This window comes from Corynebacterium gottingense, assembly GCF_003693265.1.
In the GTDB taxonomy this organism is placed as follows: domain Bacteria; phylum Actinomycetota; class Actinomycetes; order Mycobacteriales; family Mycobacteriaceae; genus Corynebacterium; species Corynebacterium gottingense.
This window is the reverse complement of sequence record NZ_RDRE01000005.1, coordinates 142,651-168,413: the sequence shown is the minus strand read 5'-3', so window position 1 is coordinate 168,413 and position 25,763 is coordinate 142,651. Positions and strand designations below refer to the sequence as shown.

Genomic DNA, 25,763 nt, shown 5'->3' with positions numbered 1-25,763 from the left:
CGGATGAGGATCTGCCGAATGGTCAGGTTGAGGTTGAGGTCCCGGTCGAGGGCCACTCCAAGGGCGAGGACGACAACGAGTCGGATGAGACTCCTGCGCCTGCGCCGACGACTTCGGTTGAGGGTGTCGAGAATCCGTCTGAGGTGAAGCCGACTGATGAGGAGCAGTCGACTGGTGTCAAGGTGAATAATCCTGAGGGCACTACGGTGACTGCGACCGACGAGGACGAAAAGGACGTGCCGGTCGAGATTGATGACAACGGCAACGTTGTTGTCACTCCGGGTACTGACGTTGATGGTCCGATCAAGGTGACCATTGAGGACGAGGATCTGCCGAACGGCCAGGTTGAGGTTGAGGTCCCGGTCGAGGGCCACGAGAAGGGTGCCGACGACAACAATTCGGATGTGCCTTCGGATAAGCCGGTCGAGGAGAAGACCACGGTTGAGGGTGTTGAGAATCCGTCTGAGGTGAAGCCGAATGGTGAGGAGCAGTCGACTGGTGTCAAGGTGAATAATCCTGAGGGCACCACGGTGACTGCGACCGACGAGGATGGCAACAAGGTCGATGCTCGTATTGATGCCGATGGCAATGTTGTTGTCACTCCGGGTACCGATGTTGATGGTCCGATCAAGGTGACCATTGCGGATGAGGATCTGCCGAATGGTCAGGTTGAGGTCGAGGTTCCGGTTGCTGGCCACGCCAAGGGTGTGGACGACGATGGCTCGGATAAGCCTGTAGAAGCGGAGCTTCCGAATTGGAAGGCTGATAAGGATACTGGTTCGCTTTTCCCGGGTGGTTCCGTGACTGTTCCGAATGCGGGTGGCGAGGTGCCGGCTGGTACCACCGTTGAGGTCGAGGGTCCGGGTAAGGCTGAGCTTGATGGCAAGGGCAACCTGGTCATTACTGCCAATGATGATGCGAAGCCGGGTGAGAAGATCACGGTGACCATCAAGGATGAGAACGGCACTGTGATCGGCACGGTCAGCTCGATCGTCGACAAGAAGACTGATGAGCCGTCGAAGCCGACCGACCCGACTGGTACTCCGGCCCCGCAGGAGCCGGGGATTGATAAGGGTAAGTGTGCGGCTTCTGCTGTGGGCTTCGGTCTGCCGCTGCTGGCGCTGATTCCGGTTGGTCTGGCAACGCAGATGTCCATCCCGGGTGTCTCCGAGTTCGTCGAGAACACCTCGAAGGAGATCGAGCGTGCGAATGCGCAGATCCAGCAGAACCTGGGTATGTTCAACCCGCAGACTGCGCAGGCGCTGTCGCAGATGAATGAGCAGCTGCGTAAGGCAGGTTTCGACCTGGCCACCGTCGGTGCTGGTATCGCGGTGATTGCTGCTGGCATCATTGCTGGCACGATCATTTACGACAACTGTGCTCCTGGTGGTCTTGGTGGTAGCTCCGTCAAGCTGGATGGTTCCTCTAAGTAGCCATTCCGAACGCGGTTAACACCGCGTAAGCACCGCGCCCGCTCTGCTCCCCGTATGGGGATCGGGGCGGGCGCTTTCGCGTTCCCTCACACCTCGCGCGCAGTGTAACTCGAACGCCCTCGATAGTTTTCTGTGAGCCGTCCACCCGTTTCGGGGGTGCAAAATAGCTCATGCGCAAACTCTTAGCAAGAATTAATTGACGCTCAATCGCTCGACAATCTTGTACGCTCGTGAAGACGTTCTTGTATCGATACTGCTATCACTTCCATTGCCCGAGAAAATAACCTGGACAAATGTTTTGCGAGTGCTCAGCCCAGATTGCCTGTTCCTTGGGTGTCGATCAGCATCAGCGCATCGGGTCCCGATATGCAGAAGTACCGGCCCAACGCTCCTGTCGTGACTTCTTACGTATAGATCGAATTTCACGGCTGTACTTCACGTTCTCGACCATCCTTCACGTCTCACTAGCACACAAACTCGCAGGCCAACGCCTATCGACGCCACACCTGCCCAGTCGAACGCCCAATTTCCTTGTTTCTTATCAGGATTGGGATGCGCTGAAAACGTTGCGGCGAGTGACAGGCGAGCGTCACTAGATTGACAAGTGTGAAAGTCGGCGTGGACGTCCCTGCTATCGCCTTAGGCAGGTGCTGGCAGCCACGCTCCTTCGGGCTTTCTCTTTGTCCAGAACATCTTCGTGGAAGGAAGATTTCACAGCATGAAGAAGTACAGTATCTCCCGCCGTCGCGGGACCTCTATTGCGGCAGCAGCGCTGTCGCTCGCGTTGGTTGCCCCGTTTGCGCAGCCGATCGCAGCGCCGAACACCGTCCAGGCAGCTTCTGCCCAGCTGGCAGGCGACCCCGCGCCTGATGCGGATGGCGCCATCAATATCGACGCAATCGCAGACGGCACCATTACCTCCGGTACGCAGCTATCTGCTGCGCAGACCGTCGCCAAGGACGTTGTTTCTGGCCGCGTCAACCTGATGACGCCGAAGAACTCCGCGATTCTATCGACGAAGTACGACGGTTTCGAGGGAGCGCCGGATGGCACGAAGGTCTACTTCCAGTGGAAGGATGTAGATGGCGCGGAGTCCCCGATTTACTCCGCAGAAACCCACACTATTGACGGAGTCCTCGGTGCGAACGGCCCGGGTATGTACGCTTTTAAGGTGCCGACGTGGACTGATGCAAACGGTAAGGAGCGTCAGTACAAGGCTTTGACGGCTCAGAAGTTCCGTGTTTGGTCGGAGTCGCCGGACAATGAAGAGACTGGAAATGAACGTGAAATCGTTCGTGTAGCTCCGGGTTATACACCGTATGCGTACGGCAAGGGGTCCGGCGACGGGCTGGGTGAGTTCCCGGGTGCTGTTGGTACGAACGGTAACATGCAGGGCACTGGTGTCTGGCTTGCCGAATTGCCGACTAACCCGAACAATTACTGGATGGGCGACAAGAAGCCGGAGCCGGGCTTGCCGCTTCCGAATGACCTGAAGGTGATCAAGGATGACCGGGAGGTTAAAGGTATCGATGATTGGTACGACTACTCCGGCCGTGTATGGCTAGAGACCGGCGATGAGCGTCAGCTCTTGACCGGTTCGACTGGTACGGCAGAGCCTTCCGGTATTGGCTACAAGGTGTACGCCGCTACATTGACGGAAGAAGGTCGCCAGGCCAACGCTGAAATCAAGAAACGGCCGGCTGAAGAGCGCGCGCTGGCTACCAAGCAGATGCTCGAGGAGCACCCAGAGTACGTCCAGTCAGTCCGTTACACCGAGACTGATGAGAACGGTGATTACACCATCCACGTGCCGAAGGATGAGTATCACCCGCACGATACGTTCATGTGGGTCGAAAATAAAGATGGTGAGAAAATCGTTGGCTATGGCCAGTGGCAGCAGCCTGTTTTCCACTCAGTGAATAACTACTCCACCACGTGGGCGCCGTCTGGTAGCCCAGCAGAGCAGAAGGCACTTCCGGTTCGTGGTGCTCGTTTCTACAACATCCATTTCGCTGCAGTTCCGGACCGCCGCGTAGATCTGGACATCACCAACTTCAATACCACCGACACCCCGGCCAAGCCTGGTGATGTCGCTGAGGTAAAGCTCTCTGGTGATCTTCCGGTGCTGCCGAACAAGATCGAGTGGCGCAAGAACGGTAAGCCGACCGGCAAGACTTGTGACATTGAGCTTCTCAATGACCTGAAGGACTGTGGCTCCTTCACCGTCCCGGATGATGCTGAGGCTGGCGACATCTACTCTGCGGTACTTGTCTCTGGCGCACAGGACGTTGCTTCTGACTCGTTCGTAATCGCTAAGGACTCTGATGGTGATGGTCTGCCGGATGAGAAAGAGAAGGAGCTTGGTACCGATCCGAATAAGGCTGACACCGATGATGACGGCATCAACGATGGTGACGAGGTAAACGGTTCTAAGAACCCGTTCAAGGACAATAAGTCCGATGAGGACGGCGAGCCGGGTAACACTGATCCGAAGAATCCGGACACCGATGGTGACGGTGTCAACGATGGCGACGAGATCAACACCAAGGTGGATGAGGACGGCAAGACTGTTCCGAATGAGTCCGAGGAGGACGAGCCCACCGACCCGAACAAGTCGGATAAGGACACCGATAAGGATGGCCTGACTGATGAGGAGGAGAAGGAGCTCGGTACCGATCCGAATAAGGCCGACACCGATGAGGACGGCATTAACGACGGTGACGAGGTCAATGGCTCCAAGAACCCGTTCGATAAGGACGGCAAGAAGGTCGAGGACGGTAAGCCGGGTGCTCCGACGGATCCGAAGAAGGCCGACACCGATGAGGACGGCACCAATGATGGTGACGAGGTCAACAACAAGGATAAGGACGGCAACCCTGCTCCGACCGATCCGAATGACCCGGACTCCAAGCCGGCTGTTCCGGCTGAGGAGCCGAAGGATTCCGATAACGACGGTCTGACCGACGAGAAGGAGAAGGAGCTCGGTACCGATCCGAATAAGGCCGACACCGATGAGGACGGCATTAACGACGGTGACGAGGTCAATGGCTCCAAGAACCCGTTCGATAAGGACGGCAAGAAGGTCGAGGACGGTAAGCCGGGTGCTCCGACGGATCCGAAGAAGGCCGACACCGATGAGGACGGCACCAATGATGGTGACGAGGTCAACAACAAGGATAAGGACGGCAACCCTGCTCCGACTGATCCGAATGACCCGGACTCCAAGCCGGCTGTTCCGGCTGAGGATCCGAAGGATTCCGATAACGACGGTCTGACCGACGAGAAGGAGAAGGAGCTCGGTACCGATCCGAATAAGGCCGACACCGATGAGGACGGCATTAACGACGGTGACGAGGTCAATGGCTCCAAGAACCCGTTCGATAAGGACGGCAAGAAGGTCGAGGACGGTAAGCCGGGTGCTCCGACGGATCCGAAGAAGGCCGACACCGATGAGGACGGCACCAATGATGGTGACGAGGTCAACAACAAGGATAAGGACGGCAAGCCTGCTCCGACTGATCCGAATGACCCGAACTCCAAGCCGGCTGAGAATCCGGAGGGTCCGGCCGATCCTTCTGATGAGCCGACTCCGCCGACTGTGACGCCGGAGATTGAGCTTCCGGACTGGGAGATTACGGCTGATGCGAAGGAGATCACTCCTGGTGGTTCCGTGACTGTTCCGAACACGGGCGGCAAGGTGCCGGCTGGTACCACCGTTGAGGCCAAGGGTCCGGGCAAGGCTGAGCTTGATGGCAAGGGCAACCTGGTCATTACTGCCAATGGTGATGCGAAGCCGGGTGAGAAGATCACGGTGACCGTCAAGGATAAGGATGGCAAGGCCATCGATACGGTCACCACGACGGTTGTGGCGAAGGGTGGCGCAACCGACCCGACCGGTACTCCGGCCCCGCAGGAGCCGGCGATCGATAAGGGTAAGTGTGCGGCTTCTGCTGTGGGCTTCGGTCTGCCGCTGCTGGCGCTGATCCCGATCGGTCTGGCAACGCAGATGTCCATCCCGGGTGTCTCTGAGTTTGTCGAGAACGTCTCGAAGGATCTGGAGGGTGCGAATGCGCAGATTCAGCAGAACCTGGGGATGTTCAACCCGCAGACTGCGCAGGCACTGTCTCAGATGAATGAGCAGCTGCGTAAGGCAGGCTTCGACCTGGCTTCCGTCGGTGCTGGTATCGCTGTGATTGCTGCTGGCATCATTGCTGGCACGATCATCTACGACAACTGTGCTCCTGGTGGTCTTGGTGGTAGTTCCGTCAAGCTGGATGGTTCCTCTAAGTAGCCATCCCCAACGCGGTTAACACCGCGTAAGCACCGCACCGGCGCAACGCCCCACAGGTAGGGGTGGTGCGCCGGTGCTTTTGCGTCTGCAGGGGGAGGGGAGTGCTCGCAACCACACTCAAACGCGGGTAACTCGGAGCCGACTAGTCTTACCTTTACCGGTATAATGGATCGCGTTTACTGGCATCTCGAACCAGGCCGTGAAACGCCTGGACACGAAAGGCGGAACCCATGGCTCAAGGCCACTCCCTGCTTCTTACCGCGGCCAACTGCACGCTGGAAGACGTCGACGTTGACGCCCTCGCAGCCCAGTTGAATGTGCGCCCCGCCCGCGTCGAGGGCGAAACCCTCGCGCAGGCTTACGGTCAGGATCTGCTCGCAGAGGGCGATGTGCTGATTCTGGGCAGCGGCGATTATTCCTTCGATGTGGAGGTTGCTGCGGCGTACGGTGTGCCGGTCGTGCTGGTCACGCCCACGCCGGAAAAGACCGGGCACGTGGAGGCAGTGTTTGGGCAGAAGGGGGCGGTGCTCGCGGGCGTCGTGAAGCAAGGGGCCCTTGACGCGGACTCCCTGAAGGTGGACGCGGCGGCTGAGCCCGTGATGAGCGCCGAGGTGTTTGAGTCTTGGCTGATTGGTCGCGCAAAGGAGAAGCAGGCACACATTGTGCTGCCCGAGGGTGACGATGACCGCATCCTGCAGGCCGCGCACCAGCTGCTGGCCAAGGATGTGGCGAAGCTGACCATCCTGGGTGACCCGGCGGACATTGAGCGCCGCGCAAACGAGCAGGGCCTGGACCTGTCCAAGGCACAGGTGATCAACCACCTCGAGTCCGAGCTGCGCGAGGAGTTCGCGGCTGATTTTGCGGAGCTGCGCAAGAAGAAGGGCATCACGCTCGAGCAGGCGCGCGAGACCATGCAGGACATCTCCTACTTCGCCACCATGATGGTGCACAAGGGTATGGCGGACGGCATGGTTTCCGGTGCCGCGCACACCACGGCGCACACCATTAAGCCGTCCTTCCAGATCATCAAGACCGCCCCGGGCGCATCCGTGGTCTCCTCCATCTTCCTGATGGTCATGCGTGGCCGCCTCTGGGCATTCGGCGACTGCGCCGTGAACCCGAACCCGACCGCGGAGCAGATTGGCGAGATCGCTGCGGTCTCCGCGAAGACTGCTTCGCAGTTTGGCATCGACCCGAAGGTCGCGCTGCTGTCCTACTCCACCGGCACCTCCGGCTCGGGCCCGGACGTGGACCGCGCTGTCGCCGCCCTCGAGGCTGCCAAGGCTGCGGACGCGGACCTGGTCGTTGACGGGCCGCTGCAGTTCGACGCAGCGTGCGACCCGGGCGTGGGCAAGAAGAAGGCCCCGGACTCCCCGGTGGCGGGCCAGGCAAACGTGTTCATCTTCCCCGACCTGGAGGCGGGCAATGCCGGCTACAAGATCGCACAGCGCACCGGCGGCGCCCTCGCCGTCGGCCCCGTGCTGCAGGGCCTGAACAAGCCGGTCAACGACCTGTCCCGAGGCGCGACCGTGCCGGACATTGTCAACACTGTCGCAATCACCGCTATCCAGGCAGGAGCAAAGTAAATGGCATACGCACTGGTTATTAACTCTGGCTCGTCCTCCATCAAGTTCCAGGTCGTGGACCCGGAATCCAGCGCCTCGGACGACCCGTTCGTGTCCGGCCTGGTCGAGCAGATCGGCGAGCCGCAGGGCCGCATCACCATCAAGCACAACGGCCAGAAGTACGTGGTGCAGCGCGCCATCCCCAACCACAAGGTGGGCCTGGAAGAAAGCTTCGGCCTGCTGGAGAAGAAGGGCATCGGCCCGACCCAGATTGACATCCGGGCTGTCGGCCACCGTGTTGTCCACGGCGGCATGGTCTTCTCCCAGCCGGAGCTGATCGTGGACCAGGTCGTGGAGATGATCCGAGACCTCATCCCGCTCGCCCCGCTGCACAACCCGGCCAACATCGACGGCATTGAGGTCGCCCGCGAGCTGCTGCCGGACATCCCGCACGTGGCCGTGTTTGATACCGGCTTCTTCCGCAACCTGCCGCCGGCCGCCGCGCTCTACGCCATCAACGCGGAGATTGCAGAGAAGAACCAGATCCGCCGCTACGGCTTCCACGGCACCTCGCACGAGTTCGTTTCCGAGCAGGTTCCCGCCCTGATCGAGCGCGACCCGCTGCACACCCGCCAGATCGTCCTGCACCTGGGCAACGGCGCGTCCTGCTCCGCAGTGGAGAACGGCCACGCGATCGACACGTCGATGGGCCTTACCCCGCTGGCCGGCCTGGTCATGGGCACCCGCTCCGGCGACATTGACCCGGGCATCATCTTCCACCTGGTCCGCCAGGGCAACATGAGCATCGACGAGATTGACAACTTGCTCAACCGCCAGTCCGGTGTGAAGGGCCTGTCTGGTGTGAACGACTTCCGCGAGCTGCGCACGATGATTGATGAGGAGAACGGCGACGCCTGGCTGGCGTACAACGTGTACATCCACCAGCTGCGCCGCTACATCGGCTCCTACATGATCGCCCTCGGCCGCGTTGACGCGATCACGTTCACCGCCGGCGTGGGCGAGAACGACCAGCACGTCCGCATGGACGCCCTGGACAACATGGAGATGTACGGCATTAAGGTCGACCCGGAGCGCAATGCGCAGCCTAACGACGGCCCGCGCATCATCTCCACCGACGACTCCAAGGTGAAGGTCCTGGTGGTCCCCACCAACGAGGAGCTGGCGATCGCGCAGAAGGCATCCGCGATTGCGAAGCAGATGGCGTAAATCGTCCCTCCACTGAAGCCGCGGCCCCGCGTTGGGTCGCGGCTTCTTGCATCGCAAAACCCTGCCGGTAAAGTAAAGGGCACTTAGGCTTTTCCTGGAACATCCATAACGTTTTCCAGGAAAGCGGTCGGTCCCCGCAGTGCGCGGGCAAACACAGGAGGAGCGGCCATGGGCACGCACAGCTCGTCACGTCGTCGGGGCGCCTCGCTCGCCGCGTGCGCATTCGGACTCACACTCGCGCTCTCGGGCGTCCAACCCATCGCCGCGCAGCACACACTCCCCGTCGCCCACGCTGCGCCCCGCACGACCGTGCACTGGGACACGCTGCGTCCCGCATTCGGCGAGTCCGCCACCGCACCCGCCTCCGTGCGCGCACTCGGCCTGTTCGGCCGCCCGGCCGAGCCCACATCCTGGGCACTCAGCGAGGGGTTCGAGGCCCCCGAGGGCTGGAGCATCGAGCTTGACGACGCCGGCGCGATCACCGCCCAACCACCCACCCCATTCACCGAAGACGCGGTCGACGAGTTCGACGTCCCCGTCCAAGTGACGTTCTCGGACGGCACCTCCAGCGAATTTTCCGCACACGTGGAATTGGCCGACGAGCCCTACCTCATCGCCCCCGGCGACAAAACCTACTGGTCTGGACGCCTCATCCTGCCCCTCTACCTGCGAGCGGTGAACGTGCCGCTCGGCTCCAAGCTGGAGCTCGACGGGCTTCCCGACGGGCTGTGGACCACCCTCCAGGCCCCCGGCCTCAAGCGCAGTCAGTACTTCTACGTCAACGGCCGCCCGGAGGGCACGGGCGAGTACCCGGTGACCCTGCGCGTGGTGGATCGCCACGGCGAGCCGGTGGAAAACGCCGCCGGCCCGCTGGAAACCGAGTTCACCATCACCTTCCGCGACCCGGCCGACCTGGAGCCGCTGGAAGCTGACCTGGCGGATTCGCCGGCGGAACCGGTTGCCGCTGGCGAGCCCATCCGCATCCCGATCTCCGCCGACAACGCCGCATCCGTCGAAGTCTCCGGCCTGCCCGACGGCGTGGAGTTCAACGGCGAGGACAGCGTCATCGAGGGCACCCCGGAGGAGCCGGGCACCTCGAGCGTGACCGTCGACCTCATCACTGACGACGGCGAGCGGCTCGTCGACACCTTCGACCTGGTCGTGGCGGGGGAGACGAGTGCGGAAACTTCCGCACAGGCGGAAACTTCTGCGCTGGAGTCCGCGGAGCCGACCGCCAAGAATTCCGCACAGGCGGAAGAATCTGCGGAGCCTAGCGCGATGACTGCTGGGGTGACGAATGCCAAAACTTCCGCACAGGCGGAAACTTCTGCGCCGGAGTCTGCGGAGCCGAGCGCCAAAAATTCCGCACAGGCGGAAGAATCTGCGGAACCCAGCGCGACGACTACTGGGGTGACGACTGCGGAAAGTTCCGCACAGGCGGAAACTTCTGCGCCGGAGTCTGCGGAGCCGAGCGCCAAAAATTCCGCACAGGCGGAAGAATCTGCGGAGCCCAGCGCGACGACTGCGGGTGTGACGAGTGCGGAAAGTTCCGCACAGGCGGAAACTTCTGCGCCGGAGTCTGCGGAACCGACTGCCAAGAATTCCGCACAGGCGGAAACTTCTGCGCTGGAGTCCGCGGAGCCGACCGCCAAGAATTCCGCACAGGCGGAAGAATCTGCGGAGCCTAGCGCGATGACTGCTGGGGTGACGAATGCCAAAACTTCCGCACAGGCGGAAACTTCTGCGCTGGAATCTGCGGAGCCGAGCGCCAAAAATTCCGCACAGGCGGAAGAATCTGCGGAACCCAGCGCGACGACTACGGGTGTGACGGGTGTGGAAACTTCCGCACAGGCGGAATCTTCTGCGCCGGAGTCTGCGGAACCGACTGCCAAGAATTCCGCACAGGCGGAAACTTCTGCGCTGGAGTCCGCGGAGCCGACCGCCAAGAATTCCGCACAGGCGGAATCTTCTGCGGAGCCCACTGCGACGGCTGCCGGCGTGACGAGCGTGGAAAATTCCGCACAGGCGGAAGAATCCGAAGAGCCCAACGCGACGACTGTTGCGGAGCCCACCACCAAAAATTCCGCACAGGCGGAAAAACCCACCGCCCCCGTCGACCCCGCGGGCCCGGAGGAGATCGACCAGTTCGAGTGGGACGAGTTCACCGTCGCAGCCGGCGCGGAAAACGCGGTCGACCCGGTGCGCAGCGAGCGCTCCGTCGTGGTCACCGCGGAGGCAGGCGCGCCGGACTGGGTGACCGTCTTCCGGGGCGGCCAGGTGTACGCGAGCCCGTCGCGCGATGTTGCGCCCGGCGAGTACCCGGTGAAGGTGCGCACGAGCAACGGGGAGACGGACACCATCCACGTCCGGGTTGTCGAGGCGACGAACGACGCCGAGCGCTACACGCCCACCTACGCCGTTGCCTACGCCCGCGCCGGTGGCAGTGTGCAGTCGCTGCCGCCGCGAGCCACCTTTACGGTCCGCTCCTCCGAATTTGATAACCAGCCGTTGCCGGAGGGGACGAGGTTTGAGGTTGATGGGGATGGGGTGAGCGTCGATAGGCATGGTGCAATTACGTACGCTCCGCCGCTGGACGCGCAGGTGGGCAAGGCGAAGCTGGTGCCCGTGAAGGTGGTGTACCCCGACGGGTCGAGCGAGGGGACCGTGGCGCGCTTCGAGGTGCTCAAGGCGCGCGACGCGGAGCTGTACACCCCTGCCTACCAGGCGGAACGTGCGGCGGGCGCGGGGGAGACCGCCACCGTGGCGCAGACCGCGCGGGACCTGCCGGCGGAAACGGAGTTCAGCCTGGACCCTGCCGCGGACCTGCATGGGTGGGACGTGCGCGTGGACGCGCGGACCGGCCGCGTCGAGGCCACCGCTCCCGAGACACCGGCTGACCTGGACGTGAACGTGCACGTGTCGTACGCGGACGGGTCGGAGGAGACCGTGCCCGTGCACATCGCGGCGCGGCGCACCGCCTCGATGGCGCAGGCCACGGAGCTGCGTTACGACGACGCCTACGCGGCCGCCGACGGCACCATCACCATCGCCCCGCGCGGCGCGGTGCCAGAGGGCGTGGCTTTCGCCGCCGCGGGCGCGACGCCGGTGCAGCTTGACGTGGAGCCGTCGACAGGCGTGATCACCGCGAAACTACCTGATGACGCCCCCGCGGACACCTCGTACACCCTGGGCGTGCGCGCGGCGTTCCCGGACGGATCCGCAACCCAGCTGAGCGCGACCGTGACCACGGACTCGCAGGCGCGCCACGCCGACGTGCGGTGGCCGTCCGTCGCGGTCCCGGTCGGCGCGGATGCCGTGACCGCCCAGGTCACAGGCGCGCCGGCGGGCACCACCTTCGCGCTCGCCGCCGAGTACTCGGGCTCGCCGTGGCCCAGCAGCGTCGACCCCACCACCGGCGCGCTCACCGTCGCCGCCCCGGAGAGCGCGAACGCGGGCGACGGCGCCGAGGTCCCGGTGGTGGTCACGTTCCCGGATGGCTCGCAGCGGCTGGTGGGGGTTCGCGCGACCGCGGTCGATGCGATGGCCGGCGCGCAGCCCACCGAGTACGGCGCCGCGGAGGTCCGCCCCGGCGACTCCGTGACGGTCAGCCCCGCGTTCGCGGCAGCACAGTTCTCCCTGGTTGAGAAAGTCGAGGGGCTCTCCACGCGTATCGACGCCACGTCAGGGGCCCTCACCGCCACCGCCACCACACATGCAGCCCCCGGCCCGCGCCGCGTCCCGGTGCGCGTGACCTTCGCCGACTCCACGCAGGCCACGGCCTACGCCACCGTCACGGTGCTTCCGGCGGACGTGACGGCGCAGGCGCAGGCCCAGGGCGAGGGTGCTTCCGCGGTCGGGAAGCTCGTCGCGCTTGCGCTGGGTATCCTCGCCAGCGCGGGTGCTGTCGGGTTCGGCCTGTATGAGAACCGCGAGTTCTTCCGCACCTTCCTGGCCTTCCCGCTCCGCTAGACCGCCGCTCCGCCTTCCGCACAGAAAGGGGAACCGATGCGCCTCAGGCCCGCCCGCGCCGCCGTCGCTGCGCTGACCGCCATCGCGCTCGCATGCGCCGGCGCCCCCGGCCCGGCCGCCGCGGACATCACGCAGAGCCGTTTTTCCGTCCAGCTCACCACGGGCGCGCCGAGCGGGTTCCACACCGTGGACGTGAATAAGGGCCGCGTGTCCTGGCTTACCTTCAACCACCCCAACCAAACGGTGCGCGTGCTGCAGGATGCGCTGTCTATCGACGCCACCGCCGCCGGCACCCAGGTCTCGTACGCCGGCGACGACACCGAGGTCACCGAAGGCGCCGGAGCCGCCGGTGGCACCGGTGGAGCCGCCGAGACCGTCACGCTCACCCACCGCGACGACCGCGCCCAGGTGGAGATGGTGCGCACCTTCCGCGTCTCGGCGGACTCGGTGGAGGTGGATGTGCAGCTGCGCAACCTGGCGCAGGACCCGCGCGAGCTGAGCGTGGACCTCGCCCACGGCACCCTGGACAGCGACTTCGCCGTCACCTCCGACCGCGACGGCGACGCGCTCGACCTGCACATCGGCGAGGCTTACCAGCTGCGCCTGGACCTGGCGGGGGCGCAGCGCATCGGCACCGGCGCCGACCGTGATGCCGCGCTCGCGGCCCTCGCCGGCTCCGACGGACCGGGCTCGGACGAACCTGGCACGGACGCCCGCTACCAGGCCGGCCGCTTCGCCGGCACCGTCGCCCCCGGCGAGTCGCTGCACGCCCGCGCCACGCTCACCGGCACCGCGGACGACCGCCTCAACGACACGGATGGCGACGGCTTCCCCGACGTCTTCGAGGCGCAAGGCTTCACAACCGCCGACGGCACCGAGTTCCCCCTCAACGCGTGGGGCCTGGACCCCAACCGTCCTGACCTGCTCCTCCAGCTCAACTGGATGAAGTCCGAGTGGGAGACGCTGGGCTGCGCCACCCGCCGCGCTTACGCGCCCACACCGGCCGACTTCGCCGCCTTCACCGCCTGCTCGCGCGCGAACACGAACACCTACCGGCCTTCGCGAGCCACCCTGAACCAGCTCGTCGAGGTGTTTGACCGCCAGGGCATCAATTTGCTTATCGACGCCGGCGCCTACTACACCAACATCCCCGCCTACACCGACTTTCACGGTGGCCCCACTGAGGACTACGCGGAGTACTACTTCGGAGGGGCGTCGACAAGCATGCCCTACGCGGCGAAACTCCTGGCCGAACGCGACCGGCTGCTGGGGGACCGCGCGGGCGTGTTCCGCGTCGGCGTGATCGGCGGGCAGCAGGCGCCCGGCGACCTCTCCTCCGGGACCGGGCTGGTGCGCGACGGCTCGTTCTTCGTGTCCAAAAACGAGCTGATGACGTCGCAGGAGCAGCTGCGCAACAGCATTCTGCACGAATACGGCCATAACCTGGGGCTCACGCACTCGGGCGCGTACAACGTGGCGCACCCGGATTCGGCCTACGTGCCCAACTACCGGTCCGTGATGAACTACCTCTACCAGTTCGCCTACTTCGACTACTCGGATACGGAGGCGCGCCCCGACGCCGCCGCGCCGCTGCCGCGCGCCTGCACCGATGGCTCCGTGACCTGCTACGACGGCGACTATGACATCGCGCCGGACTGGGACCACATCGAGCTGGTCAACGGGCGCATCGGCACCGCCCAAGGCACCGCCGGCACGAGCACGGCGGGCGGGGAAGAGACGTCGCACCGCGCCGACGTGACCGTACGCGACCTGGAGAAGCACGCCGCCGAGCACAACAACGGCAAGGCCGGCTTCCGCGTGCTCAACGACCCGGACTCGCCCAACGTCATCGTGGCCAACCGCACCGACTCCACCGTGCGCGTCGAGCTGTCCAACCTGGGCAGTGCGCCGCACCGCTTCCGCGTCCAGGCGTCCTACCCGGGCGGCGAGTGGTCCGACACCGTGCAGGTCGCCTCCGCGCTGTCGAGCGACTCCAAGCGCACCGTCACGGTCCCCATCGCCCAGACCGCCGGCTACCGCGACGCCACCATGCCCATCCAGTTCCGCGTCTACAACGAGGACGGCCGTCTCGTCGCCGACGAGACCCAGGACTTTTCCGTGCTCACCTACACGAAGGCGCAGATGCAGTCGCTTATCGACGAACTCCAGCGCACCCGGTCCCCACTGCTCGCCGACGCGCAAGCCGCGCTCCTCGGGCCCGGCTCGGGCTCGGGTGCTGGCCAGGGCGCTGCGACCCCGGCTCCGGTGCCGACGCGCCCCAACTCCGCCCTGCCCACCCCGACCCGCGCCCCGGGCGTCACCGACCTGGCGCCGGCGTCGCCTGCTGAGCCTGCGTCACCTGCTGAGCCGGCTCCGGCGGCTATTGCTTCGCCTGCGGGCGGTTCGAGCTCGACCGGCATCGCGATCGCCGTGGTCCTCGCGCTGCTCGCGGCGCTGGGGATTGGCGCGGGCGTCGCGGCGCAGGCCGGGCTGCTGTAGCGGTCGGCTGTAGCGCCTACCCCGCCTTGCGCCGCCGCCAGTCCACGCCCGCTTGGGGCCGGGACGAGGTGGCGGGGGTGAGTGGGGCGTCGAGAAGCGACGAATGCTCCTTGAGCTCCAGGATCTGCTGCACGACGCCTGCCTCATCGCGCAGCAGCTCGCGCGGAGTCACGCGCACGACCTCGTAGTGCTGCAGCCGGAGCCAATTCTCGCGCTCGAGCTGCTCGAGCGCCGCGACCTGGCCGTTCGCCGCGAACTTTGCGTCGCCGTCGACCTCGATGATCAGCTGTCCCCACAGCAGGTCCGGCCGCACGAACTGCCCAATCCACATTTGCTCCGCCACCTCGATCCCGCGCTCGCGCAGCACCACCCGCAGCAGCGACTCGTACGGCGACTGCGACTTCCTCGAGCACCAGGCCAGGGCCTTGCGCGCGTGGGCGATGCCTTGCTTACCGACGAGCCTGTCCACCACCTCCTCCAACTCCGCCAACACCCGGTGGTGGTCCTTGCGTTCCACCTGGTAGAAGAGGGAATCCATCGCCACCACCCCGTGCCGGACCCCGTACAACCGCGCGATGTCCACCGCCGTCCGCGCGGCCGTGGTGACCTGGACGGTGTCGCGCTCCAGGGTGAAGGCGTAGCGGTCCGCCTCCGGGATGTGCAGGCGCCGATACTGCACCCCTTTCGGCCACGACGCCTTCCCCGGTACCGCCTGCTCCGGGTAGGACAACGTGACGGGCGCGTGCCGGTCGGGCAGGACCCAGATGCCGCTCACCACGGCGGCTGAGCGCCCCACCAGCACGGCCGTCTGCGCCGCCGCGCCAACCGCGTACGTGCGGAGAAACTCCTGCTCGTGGGGCTTGAGCTGCTGCCACACCGATGTGGCGATGAACTTGGTTGCGGACAGCTTCGTGCAGGCGAGCTCGTCTGCACTTCCAGGCCGGATGAGATGGCCGATGAGCGCACGTTTATCCATTGGTGTTCCCCCGATCTGTTGGCGCGATCCCCCCGATCGCCACTAGCTGCCAATGTAGCAGCCGCCGGCTGGCGTGGTTTGGAAACGTGCGGGCTGCGGCCTAGATGACGAAATCACGATGACGAGGATGCGACGAAACTCTCGTACCCTCGTCCCCCTGATCTCGTCAAGTAGCAAGGAAGAGGGGCACCCGGCGCCCGCACCCGGCCCCCGCCTAGAACCAGGTCGCGGGCCGGACCTTGTTGGCCATGTCCACCAGGGCGAACCGGTGCCGGGCGTAGGGGGCGACGCGGGCCTGTTCCCGCAGCGTGATGGCCAGGCCGCGGCGGAGTCCGCGGAGGCTGAACGTGTACTCGAAGAGCGGCATCGTGGAGTCGGCGCGGCGCAGGTTGTTGGCGCGCAGGTAGGTCAGCGCGGCGCGGAGGACAAACACCTTGATCTGCAGGAAGCGCGGCTCGGTGTTGGGGATCTGGTCCAGGCGGCGGGCGGCGCGGCGGATGCGGGACTCGGTCAGGTCGCGGGAGACGAGGCAGAGGATGGCGGTGAGCTGGGCCATCCGGTTGTGGCGCGACGAGTTGGGCACCTTGTCCAGGGCGGCGACGGCGAGTTCGACCTCGCCTTCGTTCATGAGCTGGCGGGCCAGGCCGAAGGCGGAGGACACCGTGGTCGGGTTGGTCACCCAGACCAGGGCGTAGAGGCGCATGGAGTGGAAGCGCAGCATGGCGGGGTCGTTGGTGATCAGGCCCCACTCCCGGTCCAGGAGGCCGCGGTCGTGGAGGTCCTCGAAGAAGGATTGGTCCACGTCGTCGAGTTTGGAGCGGAGGCCGGCGGAGGCGCGCGCGAGGGCGTCGTTAAGCAATGGCTCCTCGTGGAGGCCGAGGTGTTGGAGCATGAGCTCGTTGACGGCGGCGATGGCGAGCTTGGGGGCGGCCTCGCCGGGGAGGAAGGCGAGGACGCGGGCGAAGTCGCGCTGGGCTGCGGCGTAGTCGCCGAGCAGGGTGTTGACCACGCCGAAGTACCAGTAGAAACGCCAGTTGCCGGCGAGGCGGGAGCTCATGCTGGCCAGCCACGTTTGGGCCTGCTGGGTCAGGCCGAGGTCCAACATGGAGCGGACGACGCCGAACGGGATTTCCAGCGACTGCTGGTACTGGTCCGTCTGCATCGCCTGGCGCAGCGTTTCCAGGGTTTCCTGCGGCTCGGTGTAGGAGGAGCCCTGGAGCATGCCGGCGCCGACGTCGTCGCGGTTGATCAGCGGGGTGGGCAGCGCGGAGACGACTTCCTGGGGCGTGATTTCGACGGTGCGGGTGATGCCGTCGATGAGCTGGTCGGTGCGGAAAACCAGGTGCTTCGTGCCGAAGGTGGTACGTTGCGGCGAGAACTGGGATTGCTGGGCGGGGAAGGTGCGGCCGTCGCGAATTGCCAGGATCTCGCGCAGCACGCCGAGCAACTGCGCCTGCAGCTCTTGGACGGAGCTGTAGCGCTTCGCCGGCTCGGGTTCGCAGCAGCGCATGATCACGCGGTAGAGCGAGATGTAGCGGCGGAACAACGGCTCCTCGGTGGGGGTGGGGATGTGGCGCTTGTACACGCCGTCGACCTGCGGCAACTCCACGACCAGCGCGGCGAGCGTGCGCCCGATGGTGTAGATGTCGGAGTGGACGGACGGCCCCTCCGAGGCCACCTCGGGCGCCTGGAAGCCGCGCGTACCGTAGATAAAACCGTAGGCGCCGATGCCGGAGACCGCGCCCAGGTCGATGAGCTTGACCTGGTCCTCCGTGACGATGATGTTGTCCGGCTTCAGGTCGTTGTACACCACGCCGCGCGAGTGCAGGTACCCCAGCGCCGGCAGCACCTCGAGCATGTAGCCGATCGCCACGTCGGGCGGCAGCTTGTGGTCGGGCTGCTCGTTGCAGCGCGTGCGCAGCGACGGCCCGCCCACGTACTCCATCACGATGAAACCGCTGGTCACGCGGGGGTCGTCGATGAAGTTGAAGATCTTCACAATCCCCGGGTGCGTGATGTCCGCCAGGAACTCGCGTTCGGCCTCGGCGGCCGCCGCCTCATCAGCGCTTTTCGACGAGTGCAGCCCCTTCAACACGACCACCCGCTCCGCCACGTTGTGGTCTTGGGCCAGGTAGATCCAGCCCATGCCGCCGTGGGCAATCACGCCCATGATCTCGTACTGGCCGGCGACGATGTCGCCCGGGTGCAGGGCCGGGGCGGGGATGCCCTTCTCCACCTCCGCGGTGCGCGGGTCTTTGAGCGCCTTCTGCGGTTCGGTCGGCTCGACCCAGGGCAGCTTCACCATGCCGTCGGCGACGGTGCGGTCGTCGCGCCGGGTGCCGCGCAGCTCGCGGAATGTGTCCAGCGCCAGCTTGCGCGAGCGCGACGAGGTCTCCTCCTTCACCGACCCTTTGCGCAGGTCGTCGAGGTCTTTGAGCAGGCCGGCCATCTCGCCGAGCCCGGAGAAGTCTGCCTCGTCTTCGTCTTCGTCCTCGTCGTCGGCGAACGGGTCGAACGCCACGGCCTCGGTGCCGGGGTCGGTGTCGTCGGCGAAGGGGTCGAAGGCGACGGCTTCGGTCGCGGGGCCGGCGTCCGTCGGCGGGGCGTCCTCGGGGTCGCGCTTGGGGGTCGGGTCGCTCACTGCTCCTCCTCTTCGCGGTACATCAGGGGCGGCGGGGTGGGCTCGGCCAGCGAGCCGCCGAGCCAGCTGCGGTGCATCGTGGACCACGTGCCGTTGGCGCGGATGCGCTCGATGGTGCGGTTCACGGCCTGGACCAGGTCGTCGTGGCCCTTCTGCACGCCGACGGCGTAGAGCTGCCGGGCCAGCGACTCCGAGACGATCTCGGCGTGGGGGTCCTGTGCGGCCATGCCGGCGAGGATGGCATCGTCGGCAAGCACTGCATCCGCCTGGAACTGCTGGGTGGCCATGAGGCAGTCCGACCACGATCGGGTGCGCAGGACCTCGGACTCCGGGGCGACGGTGCGCGCGAGGTTGAGCAGGTTGGTGCCGTCGACAATGCAGACGCGCATGCCCGCGAGGTCGTCCAGGCTCTCGATGCCGCGGTCGCGAGGGGCGAGCAGGCGCACGTACGAGATCATGTACGGGGTGGAGAAGGAAACCTTCTGTGTGCGCTCCTTGGTGATGGACATGGTGCGGATCACCACATCCACCGCACCGGATTGCAGCATCTCCGAGCGCGAGGCGGACTCCACGAAGCGGAAGTCGACCTTCTCCGGGTCGCCGAGGATGTCGGCCGCGATCTCGCGGGCGAGGTCGACCTCGAAGCCTCGCAAGTCGCCTGCCGACGTATCGCGGTAGGACAACAGGTACTGCGATTGGTCAATGCCCACGATGAGGCGGTCGCGGTTGCGGATCTGCTCCAGCGAGCCGCCGATGCCGTCCTCCTCGTCGTGGGGACGCAGCGAGCCCGGCCAGTCGAAGTCCGCGGTGGCGAACTCGCCCTCCGGCGCGATCCCGGGCGGGTCCAGGATGGCGCCCGGCGGCAGCGGGAGGCCCTCGTACGTGGGCTCCGGGTCGCTCGGCGGGGTCGGGGAGGGCTTGGGCGCGGGGGCGCAAGCGGACAGGGCGAGCGCGGCGGCGGTGGCGGCGGCGGTGACGCGGCGGGAAGTGTTCACAGGAATTCTCCGATCCTGCGGCGGATACCAATCCAGATGCAGATCACCGCGAGCAGCGACAGGAGCGCGACCGCGCCCGAGACCAGACGGGTCGCGTCGAGGGATGCGGTGATGTACTCGCGCGTGGACACGCGCGACAGCGTGATCAGGTCCTGCAGATCCGCGTCCAGGTCGCGGTACGCCGACGCGCCGACGTCGCCGGCCTTCTCGGCCCCCGGCTCCGTGCCGGTGAGGAGAACCACGGCCTCCTGGTACTGGCCGGCGTCGATAGCGGCGAGGAGGGCGTCGTGGTTGGAGGACCACTCGTTGAGGGACTCGTGGGCGGAGGCGATCGTCTCCTCGGCCGGGACCGGGACATCCTGCGCTTCCACGCCCCGCGCGTTGCGCAGCGCGGGCGTATCGCGCGCGTCCAGCGCGTTCTCTGCGGCGCCGAGCGCGTCCTCCACCCGCTGGTGCGTCGAGTCAAAGGAGCGCGAGGACTGTGCCACGGACTGCCGCCGCAGCAGCGCGAACGTTTCGTCGGTGCGGGCCTCTTGGGCGTCGATACGCGCGGCCGTCAGCTGCTCCCACGGTTCCGCCGCCCGCGCGAAGCCGACCACGCCCGCTTGCCACAGCTGCAGGTTGGACACGACCACCCAAAGGATCGCCACCACCATGGACGCGGTGGCGACGAGGAAGCCGCGGTTGAGGCGGCGCCGGAACGTGCGCCACAGCCACCACTGCGCCAGAAGCAGGAAGAACAGGGCGGCGAAGAGCCCCGACAACGGCACGAGCTGGGGCGCGGACAGCCGGGCCATCTCGCGGGCGACCTGGCGTTGTGTGAGTTTGTAGAGGCGGTCGGCGTCGCTAAGCATGTGCTCGCGCATGATGCCGGAGGCCTCGGACATGTACGCGACGCCCACAGGGTTGCCCATCCGTTGGTTCACCAGCGCGCGCTCCATCAGCGCGGAGTAGAGGGGGATCTGGCGCTGGATGGAGGTGACCAGGCGCTCGATCTCCGCGCCGTCCTGCCCGTTCTCCGTCTCCACCGAGCCGCGGAAGACGTCGTTGGACGCGGAGACCGCGCGGTCCAGCGAGCCCAGGTACAGGTCCATTTCCTCCTGCGTGAGCATGCCCGGCTGGACAAAGCCGGTGGTGGCGACGGTGTCTGCCTGTGACAGCGAGGTGAACAGCAGGTGCGCCGAGTTGCTCATCGGCTCCGTGGCCGTGACCAGGGTGTCCAGCGAGTCCTGCCGCTTGGACATGGAGCTACTCATCGCCGCGCCCGCCGCCAGCAGGGCGAGCGTGAGCACCAGCATCATCGCGATGAGCTTGCCCGGCGTGGTGGCGAGGAAGCTCGCGCCGCGCCGGGCCATGCGCGCCGGGCCCGTGGCGTAGTCGCGCACGATCGCGCCGAACGTGCGGCGGGTGGGGACGCGCTCGAGCTCGTCCAGCCACGCGTCATCAGACGTCGGCGCGGCCCCGTCCTGGGCCGTGCCGGGCAGCTGCACGTTGTGGCTCATTCCCCAAGAATAACGTGTCTGTCTACAGTGGGGGCATGCTTGGCGACGGAAACGGATGGGTCATCGGACCCCACGGTGAAAAGTACTGGGGCAAATTCGGGGCGGCTGGCCTCTTCCTACAGGCAGGCGACGCAATCCTGATGCAGCACCGCGCCGCATGGACCGCGCAGGGCGACACGTGGGGCATCCCCGGCGGCGCGCGCGATTCGCACGAAACCGCCAGCGAGGCCGCGCTGCGCGAAACGGTGGAGGAGTGCGGCATCGACCCGGACCGCGTGCGCCCGCTCGAGGAAGTGGTCACGTTCGAGGTCCCCGGCTGGGCGTACACCACCGTTATCGCGCGCACCGACGACGGCGCCCAGCTGCCGGTCACGGCGAACGAGGAGAGCGAGGAGCTGCGCTGGGTTCCGCTGGGCGCGCTGCGCGAGCTGCCCCTCCACCCGGGTTTCGCTGCCGCGCTGGATCACCTTATCGGGCATACTGAACCGCATGATTAAAGTACAGGGACTGACCAAGCATTACGGTCCGGTCCGGGCCGTCGATGACCTCACCTTCACCGTCAAACCTGGCGTGGTCACCGGCTTCCTCGGCCCAAACGGATCGGGCAAGTCGACGACGATGCGGATGATCCTCGGCCTGGACACGCCCACCGCGGGCAGTGCGCTTATCGACGACACGTTGTACCAGCACCTCCCCAACCCCACCCACCGCGTGGGCGCTTTGCTGGACGCGAAGGGCATCCACCCGAACCGCTCGGCGCGCAACGCGCTGCTCTGGCAGGCGCAGGCGGCGGGGCTGTCGAAGCAGCGCGTCGACGAGGTCCTCGGCCTGGTCGGCCTGACCGACGTGGCGGACAAGAAGGTCCGCGGCTTCTCGCTCGGCATGGGTCAGCGCCTGGGCATCGCGGCCGCACTGCTGGGCGACCCCGAGTACCTCATCCTTGACGAGCCGGTCAACGGCCTCGACCCCGAAGGCATCCGCTGGGTCCGCAGCCTGCTGCGTCGGCTTGCCGACGAGGGGCGCACCATCCTCGTGTCCTCACACATCCTGTCCGAAATGGCGCAGACCGCCGACAACCTGGTGGTCATCGGCCGCGGCCGGCTGGTGGCGGACACGTCGGTGAATGAGTTCATCGCGTCGAACTCCAACGTCACCACCGTCGTGCGCACCGCCACCGTCGCGGACTTGAAGGGCCTGAGCGCCGCGATCGGCCAGGCCGGTGCGCGGGTGGAGCGTGGCGTCGATAGTGCGCAGCGCGAAGTGCTGGAAATCCCCGACCTGACCAGCGACGAGGTCGGCCGCATCGCCCACGAGGCGGGCGTGCAGCTGGCGGAGCTGACGCAGCGCCACGCCTCGCTGGAGGACGCGTACATGCACTCGACCATGGACAAGGCCCAATACGTCGCACCGGAGGGAAACCGTGCTTAATCTGATCAACGCCGAATGGACCAAGCTGCGCACCACCGCGTCGTTCTACGCGTGCGTGATCGTGGCGCTCGTGCTCTCGCTGCTCAACGCCGCGCTCACCGGCTGGATCTACAACACGATGTCGTTCCCGAAGCCATTGACGACGGCAGCCGTCATCACCGTCGTACTCTCCATGTACACGCTGGTGCAGACCTCAATGATGGTGACCACGGAATACCGGTTTGGCATGGCCGCCACCAACTTCCGGGTCGCGCCGAAGCGCTGGCAGCTCGCCCTGGCCAAGCTGATTCTTGGCGCGGTGCTCGTCGCCGTGGTGTCGCTGGTGAGCCTCGTCCTGGGTTTCACGGTGGCGGACCTGGTGGACAACAACCCGGTCGGCTGGGCCAGCAACTCGTTCGTGCACCGGGCGCTGTGGGCGGTCCCGCTTGGCGAGGCACTCCTCGCCGTCCTCGTCCAAGGCGTCGGCTGGCTGCTCCGCAACACTGCGGTCACGGTCTGCGCCGGGCTGCTCATGATGCTGCTTGTGGAGCGAGTCCTGCCCGTCATCCCCAAGATCGGCGAGCACGTCGACCGGTTCCTGCCGTTCAAGGACCTCAACGCGTTCATGCTCAACCAGAAGGCGCCGAACGACGACCCGCTCGTCTCCCTCGGCATCTTCGTCGTCTGGGCCCTCGTCGCGTGGGTGGCCGGCGTGGTGCTGCTGCACAAGCGCGACGCGTAAAGGTTTGGTTTTTGTGCCCCTGGGCAGCCGGTTGCGGCTGGTCGGGGGCTTTTTGGTGGGGTCTTGCGGGGTGGGCGTGAGAGATTTCTGCGCTGCGTGGTTGCGGCGTGGCGTGGCCCCAGGTCGCGACGAATTGGGTAGGCGGCGAACCGGAAATTTTACGCATTCTCGTCATCCAGCGCCCCGCCTACTGCAGCGCGGAGGTCAGCTTCATCACGTTGTCTACGTAGCGGCGGTACCAGGGGCGGCGGTTCCAGCGCTCCGGGGTGAGTTCGCTGGAGACGGATAGGTAGGTGTCGGCGAGGCGGTGCAGGTCGCGGAGGAGGGTGCCCTCGGCGACGAAGAGGCTGGACTCGTAGTTGAGGGAGAAGGAGCGGATGTCCATGTTGGAGGAACCAACGATGGCCACCGGCCGCCCAACCCCAGAACCAGAACCACCCCCAGAACCAGACCCAACCTCCGGATCCGCCAGCGCGAACTTGGTGTGCAGGACATAGGGGGCGGGGAACTCCCAGATGTGCACGCCGGCGTCTAGAAGCTGCTCGTAGTAGGAGGATTGGGCGTGGTTGACCATGAACTGGTCGGCCTTTTCGCCGACGAGGAGGTCGACGCGGATGCCTCGATAGCAGGCGGTGGTCACCGCTTCTAGGAGGGATTCGTCGGGGACGAAGTAGGGGGAGCAGAGGATGAGGCGCTCGCTGGCGTGGTGGATGAGGGAGTTGAAGCTGCGCAGGTTGGGCTCGGTCTGGTAGCCGGGGCCGGAGGGGAGGAGCTGCACTAGGTTGACGTCCTCGCCGTGGGGGCTGGGGAGGGCCGCGGCGGTGTGGAGGTCGATGAGCTCGCCGGATTCGGTGTACCAGTCGACGGCGAAGAGCGACTCCATGGAGGTGACGATGGGGCCCTCGAGCTCGATGAAGGTGTCCACCCACTGGCGTCCGGCGCGGCGGTGGTTGGGCATGAGGTAGCCGCGGTCGATGAGGTTGAGGGAGCCGATGAAGCCGACGCGGCCATCGATGACCACGAGCTTGCGGTGGTTGCGCAGGTCGGGGCGCCGGAAGCGGCCGCGCAGCAGGTTGAGGGGCAGCATGAGGTGCCAGTCGATGCCGGCGTCGGTGAGCCGGCGCTTCAGGGCCCGGAAGTGCGGGTACTTCATGGAGCCGATGTGGTCGAACAGGAGGCGGACGTGGACGCCGCGCTGCACGGCCCGCTCCATCGCCTCGAAGACGGGGCCGGTGGTCTGGTCCCACGCCACGGCGTAGATTTCGACGTCGACGTAGGAGGTGGCGGCGTCGATAAGCGATGCAAGGCGGCGCATGACTAATTCGTAGTCGGTCCAGGTGTGGCGGACGCTGCTGTATTCGGCGGGGAAGCCGGTGAGCTCGCGGTTGAGCCGGATCATCGACGCCACGTCGGGGGCCAGGCGAGCGTCGACGGGATGGTCGGGCGTGCGCGTGTAGATGTCGTTGAGCGCGGCGGTGGCGCGCTGCTGGATGCGGTGGCGGCGGCGCGAGACCAGGGTCGATCCCATCAGCAGGTAGAGGGGCAGGCCGACGATGGGTAGCAGGAGGATGAGCAGCAGCCACGCGTTCGCGGACGCCGGGCGCCGGTTCTCCGGCACGATGCCGATCATGACGAACTTGATCGCGTAGTCAATGGTCATGGCAACGAGCTGCCAGACCGAGAGGTCGAACGAGAACGTCATCGCACTTGGTCGATGTCCAGGCCGTGGGTGTCGTAATCCACGATCACGGGCGCGTGGTCGGAGGCGCCGGTGCCGCGGCGCTCGTCCACGTCCACCCAGGCGCGGGTCGCCTTCGCCGCGAGCGGCGCGGTGGCCAGCTGGAAGTCAATGAGCATCCCCTCGTTGCGCGGGAAGCGGCCGGACTTGTAGTCCCAGAACGAGTAGAGGTCGTCGTGCGTGATCTGGGTCAGTCCCGTCTCCTCCAGCATCTGGAACGCGGCGCGCTCCGGCTCCGTGACGTGCGTTTTGCCGTCGAACCAGTCGATGTCCCACACGTTTTCGTCGCGGGGCGCGATGTTGAAGTCGCCGGTGAGCACCTGCAGGTCGCCGGGCCGCACCGTGTCCTGCAGCGAGTAGAGGAACTGCAGCTTGTAGTCGTAGTGCGGGTCGCCGATCTCGCGGCCATTCGGCACGTACAGGCTCCACACCTCGACGCCGCCGCAGTCCGCGCCGACGGCCCGCGCCTCCAGCTCCGGCTCGCCCTTCTTGGCAAAGCGGGGCTGCCGCTCGAAGTGGTCGCGCACGTGCTCGAGCCCGACCCGCGAGGCGATCGCCACCCCGTTCCACTGGTTGTGCCCCACGTGCGCGACTTCGTAGCCCGCCGCCTGAAACGTGGAGTAGGGGAACTTGGCGTCCGCCGTCTTCGTCTCCTGCATGGTCAGCACGTCCACGTCCTGCCGCTCGAGGAATGCGGCGATGCGATCGGCGCGCGTCCGCACCGAGTTGACGTTCCAAGTGGCAATTCGCATGCCCACCACCTTAGCGTTTTCGGGGC

The 25,763-nt window shown here is 65.9% G+C and carries 15 protein-coding genes; 9 read left to right on the top strand and 6 right to left on the bottom strand.

Annotated elements, in window-relative coordinates; all coding sequences use genetic code 11:
* The 6 genes from EAW56_RS12690 to EAW56_RS05010 all read left to right on the top strand — a co-directional run.
* Nucleotides 1–1,433, top strand: a 1,433-nt coding sequence (locus tag EAW56_RS12690) for a putative sodium/potassium/calcium exchanger (RefSeq protein ID WP_167457394.1), incomplete at its 5' end; no start/stop codon positions are given.
* A 718-nt stretch (nucleotides 1,434–2,151) separates the two neighbouring features.
* Nucleotides 2,152–5,724, top strand: a complete 3,573-nt coding sequence (locus tag EAW56_RS05030) for a hypothetical protein (protein WP_122085440.1) — start codon at nucleotides 2,152–2,154, stop codon at nucleotides 5,722–5,724.
* Between the two features lie 230 nt (nucleotides 5,725–5,954).
* Nucleotides 5,955–7,310, top strand: a complete 1,356-nt coding sequence (pta, locus tag EAW56_RS05025) for a phosphate acetyltransferase (protein ID WP_095275635.1) — start codon at nucleotides 5,955–5,957, stop codon at nucleotides 7,308–7,310.
* Nucleotides 7,311–8,516, top strand: a complete 1,206-nt coding sequence (locus EAW56_RS05020; RefSeq protein WP_095275634.1) for an acetate kinase — start codon at nucleotides 7,311–7,313, stop codon at nucleotides 8,514–8,516. It begins immediately after the preceding gene.
* A 168-nt stretch (nucleotides 8,517–8,684) separates the two neighbouring features.
* Nucleotides 8,685–12,485, top strand: coding sequence for a Rib/alpha-like domain-containing protein (locus EAW56_RS05015; protein WP_122085438.1), 3,801 nt, complete (start codon nucleotides 8,685–8,687; stop codon nucleotides 12,483–12,485).
* A 36-nt stretch (nucleotides 12,486–12,521) separates the two neighbouring features.
* Entirely contained in the window at nucleotides 12,522–14,984 is a 2,463-nt protein-coding gene (locus tag EAW56_RS05010) for a zinc metalloprotease (protein ID WP_122085436.1), read from the top strand.
* A gap of 16 nt (nucleotides 14,985–15,000) precedes the next feature.
* Here EAW56_RS05010 and EAW56_RS05005 read toward each other — a convergent pair whose 3' ends face one another.
* The 4 genes from EAW56_RS05005 to EAW56_RS04990 form a co-directional block, all read right to left on the bottom strand.
* Complete coding sequence (locus EAW56_RS05005; protein WP_122085434.1) at nucleotides 15,001–15,960, bottom strand: endonuclease domain-containing protein; 960 nt, start codon at nucleotides 15,958–15,960, stop codon at nucleotides 15,001–15,003.
* Nucleotides 15,961–16,174: 214 nt separating this feature from the next.
* A complete protein-coding gene (locus EAW56_RS05000) occupies nucleotides 16,175–18,601 on the bottom strand; it encodes a serine/threonine protein kinase (RefSeq protein WP_244213357.1) in 2,427 nt (808 codons plus the stop codon).
* Nucleotides 18,598–19,596 (bottom strand): glutamate ABC transporter substrate-binding protein, encoded by a 999-nt coding sequence (locus EAW56_RS04995; protein WP_122085430.1) that lies wholly within the window; start codon nucleotides 19,594–19,596, stop codon nucleotides 18,598–18,600. The genes EAW56_RS05000 and EAW56_RS04995 overlap by 4 nt, the downstream gene beginning before the upstream one ends.
* Nucleotides 19,593–21,098: a hypothetical protein gene (locus tag EAW56_RS04990; protein WP_122085428.1), complete on the bottom strand. Its 1,506-nt coding sequence runs from the start codon at nucleotides 21,096–21,098 to the stop codon at nucleotides 19,593–19,595. The genes EAW56_RS04995 and EAW56_RS04990 overlap by 4 nt, the downstream gene beginning before the upstream one ends.
* Before the next feature lie 35 nt (nucleotides 21,099–21,133).
* On the opposite strand from EAW56_RS04990, the gene EAW56_RS04985 reads away from it, so the two are divergent.
* From EAW56_RS04985 to EAW56_RS04975, 3 genes are read left to right on the top strand one after another with little or no spacing between them, the layout of a single operon-like run.
* On the top strand, nucleotides 21,134–21,595 hold the full coding sequence (locus EAW56_RS04985; protein WP_122085426.1) for an NUDIX domain-containing protein: 462 nt from the start codon (nucleotides 21,134–21,136) through the stop codon (nucleotides 21,593–21,595).
* The gene (locus tag EAW56_RS04980; protein ID WP_095275626.1) at nucleotides 21,588–22,526 is read left to right on the top strand and encodes an ABC transporter ATP-binding protein; all 939 of its coding nucleotides are present in this window, start codon (nucleotides 21,588–21,590) and stop codon (nucleotides 22,524–22,526) included. The genes EAW56_RS04985 and EAW56_RS04980 overlap by 8 nt, the downstream gene beginning before the upstream one ends.
* The gene (locus tag EAW56_RS04975) at nucleotides 22,519–23,247 is read left to right on the top strand and encodes an ABC transporter permease (protein WP_095554804.1); all 729 of its coding nucleotides are present in this window, start codon (nucleotides 22,519–22,521) and stop codon (nucleotides 23,245–23,247) included. Before EAW56_RS04980 ends, EAW56_RS04975 begins: the two co-directional genes overlap by 8 nt.
* Nucleotides 23,248–23,434: 187 nt before the next feature.
* Here the strand turns inward: EAW56_RS04975 and cls are convergent, their stop codons facing one another.
* A complete protein-coding gene (cls, locus tag EAW56_RS04970; protein ID WP_122085424.1) occupies nucleotides 23,435–24,949 on the bottom strand; it encodes a cardiolipin synthase in 1,515 nt (504 codons plus the stop codon).
* On the bottom strand, nucleotides 24,946–25,737 hold the full coding sequence (locus tag EAW56_RS04965) for an exodeoxyribonuclease III (protein ID WP_095275623.1): 792 nt from the start codon (nucleotides 25,735–25,737) through the stop codon (nucleotides 24,946–24,948). The genes cls and EAW56_RS04965 overlap by 4 nt, the downstream gene beginning before the upstream one ends.
* Nucleotides 25,738–25,763: the final 26 nt, after the last annotated feature.

Coding starts and splice junctions, on each gene's coding strand:
- pta (WP_095275635.1), top strand. CDS start 5,955: ATGGCTCAAGGCCACTCCCTGCTTCTTACCGCGGCCAACTGCACGCTG.
- EAW56_RS05020 (WP_095275634.1), top strand. CDS start 7,311: ATGGCATACGCACTGGTTATTAACTCTGGCTCGTCCTCCATCAAGTTC.
- EAW56_RS05005 (WP_122085434.1), bottom strand. CDS start 15,960: ATGGATAAACGTGCGCTCATCGGCCATCTCATCCGGCCTGGAAGTGCA.
- EAW56_RS04990 (WP_122085428.1), bottom strand. CDS start 21,098: ATGAGCCACAACGTGCAGCTGCCCGGCACGGCCCAGGACGGGGCCGCG.
- EAW56_RS05030 (WP_122085440.1), top strand. CDS start 2,152: ATGAAGAAGTACAGTATCTCCCGCCGTCGCGGGACCTCTATTGCGGCA.
- EAW56_RS05010 (WP_122085436.1), top strand. CDS start 12,522: ATGCGCCTCAGGCCCGCCCGCGCCGCCGTCGCTGCGCTGACCGCCATC.
- EAW56_RS04980 (WP_095275626.1), top strand. CDS start 21,588: ATGATTAAAGTACAGGGACTGACCAAGCATTACGGTCCGGTCCGGGCC.
- EAW56_RS04985 (WP_122085426.1), top strand. CDS start 21,134: ATGCTTGGCGACGGAAACGGATGGGTCATCGGACCCCACGGTGAAAAG.
- EAW56_RS04965 (WP_095275623.1), bottom strand. CDS start 25,737: ATGCGAATTGCCACTTGGAACGTCAACTCGGTGCGGACGCGCGCCGAT.
- EAW56_RS05015 (WP_122085438.1), top strand. CDS start 8,685: ATGGGCACGCACAGCTCGTCACGTCGTCGGGGCGCCTCGCTCGCCGCG.
- cls (WP_122085424.1), bottom strand. CDS start 24,949: ATGACGTTCTCGTTCGACCTCTCGGTCTGGCAGCTCGTTGCCATGACC.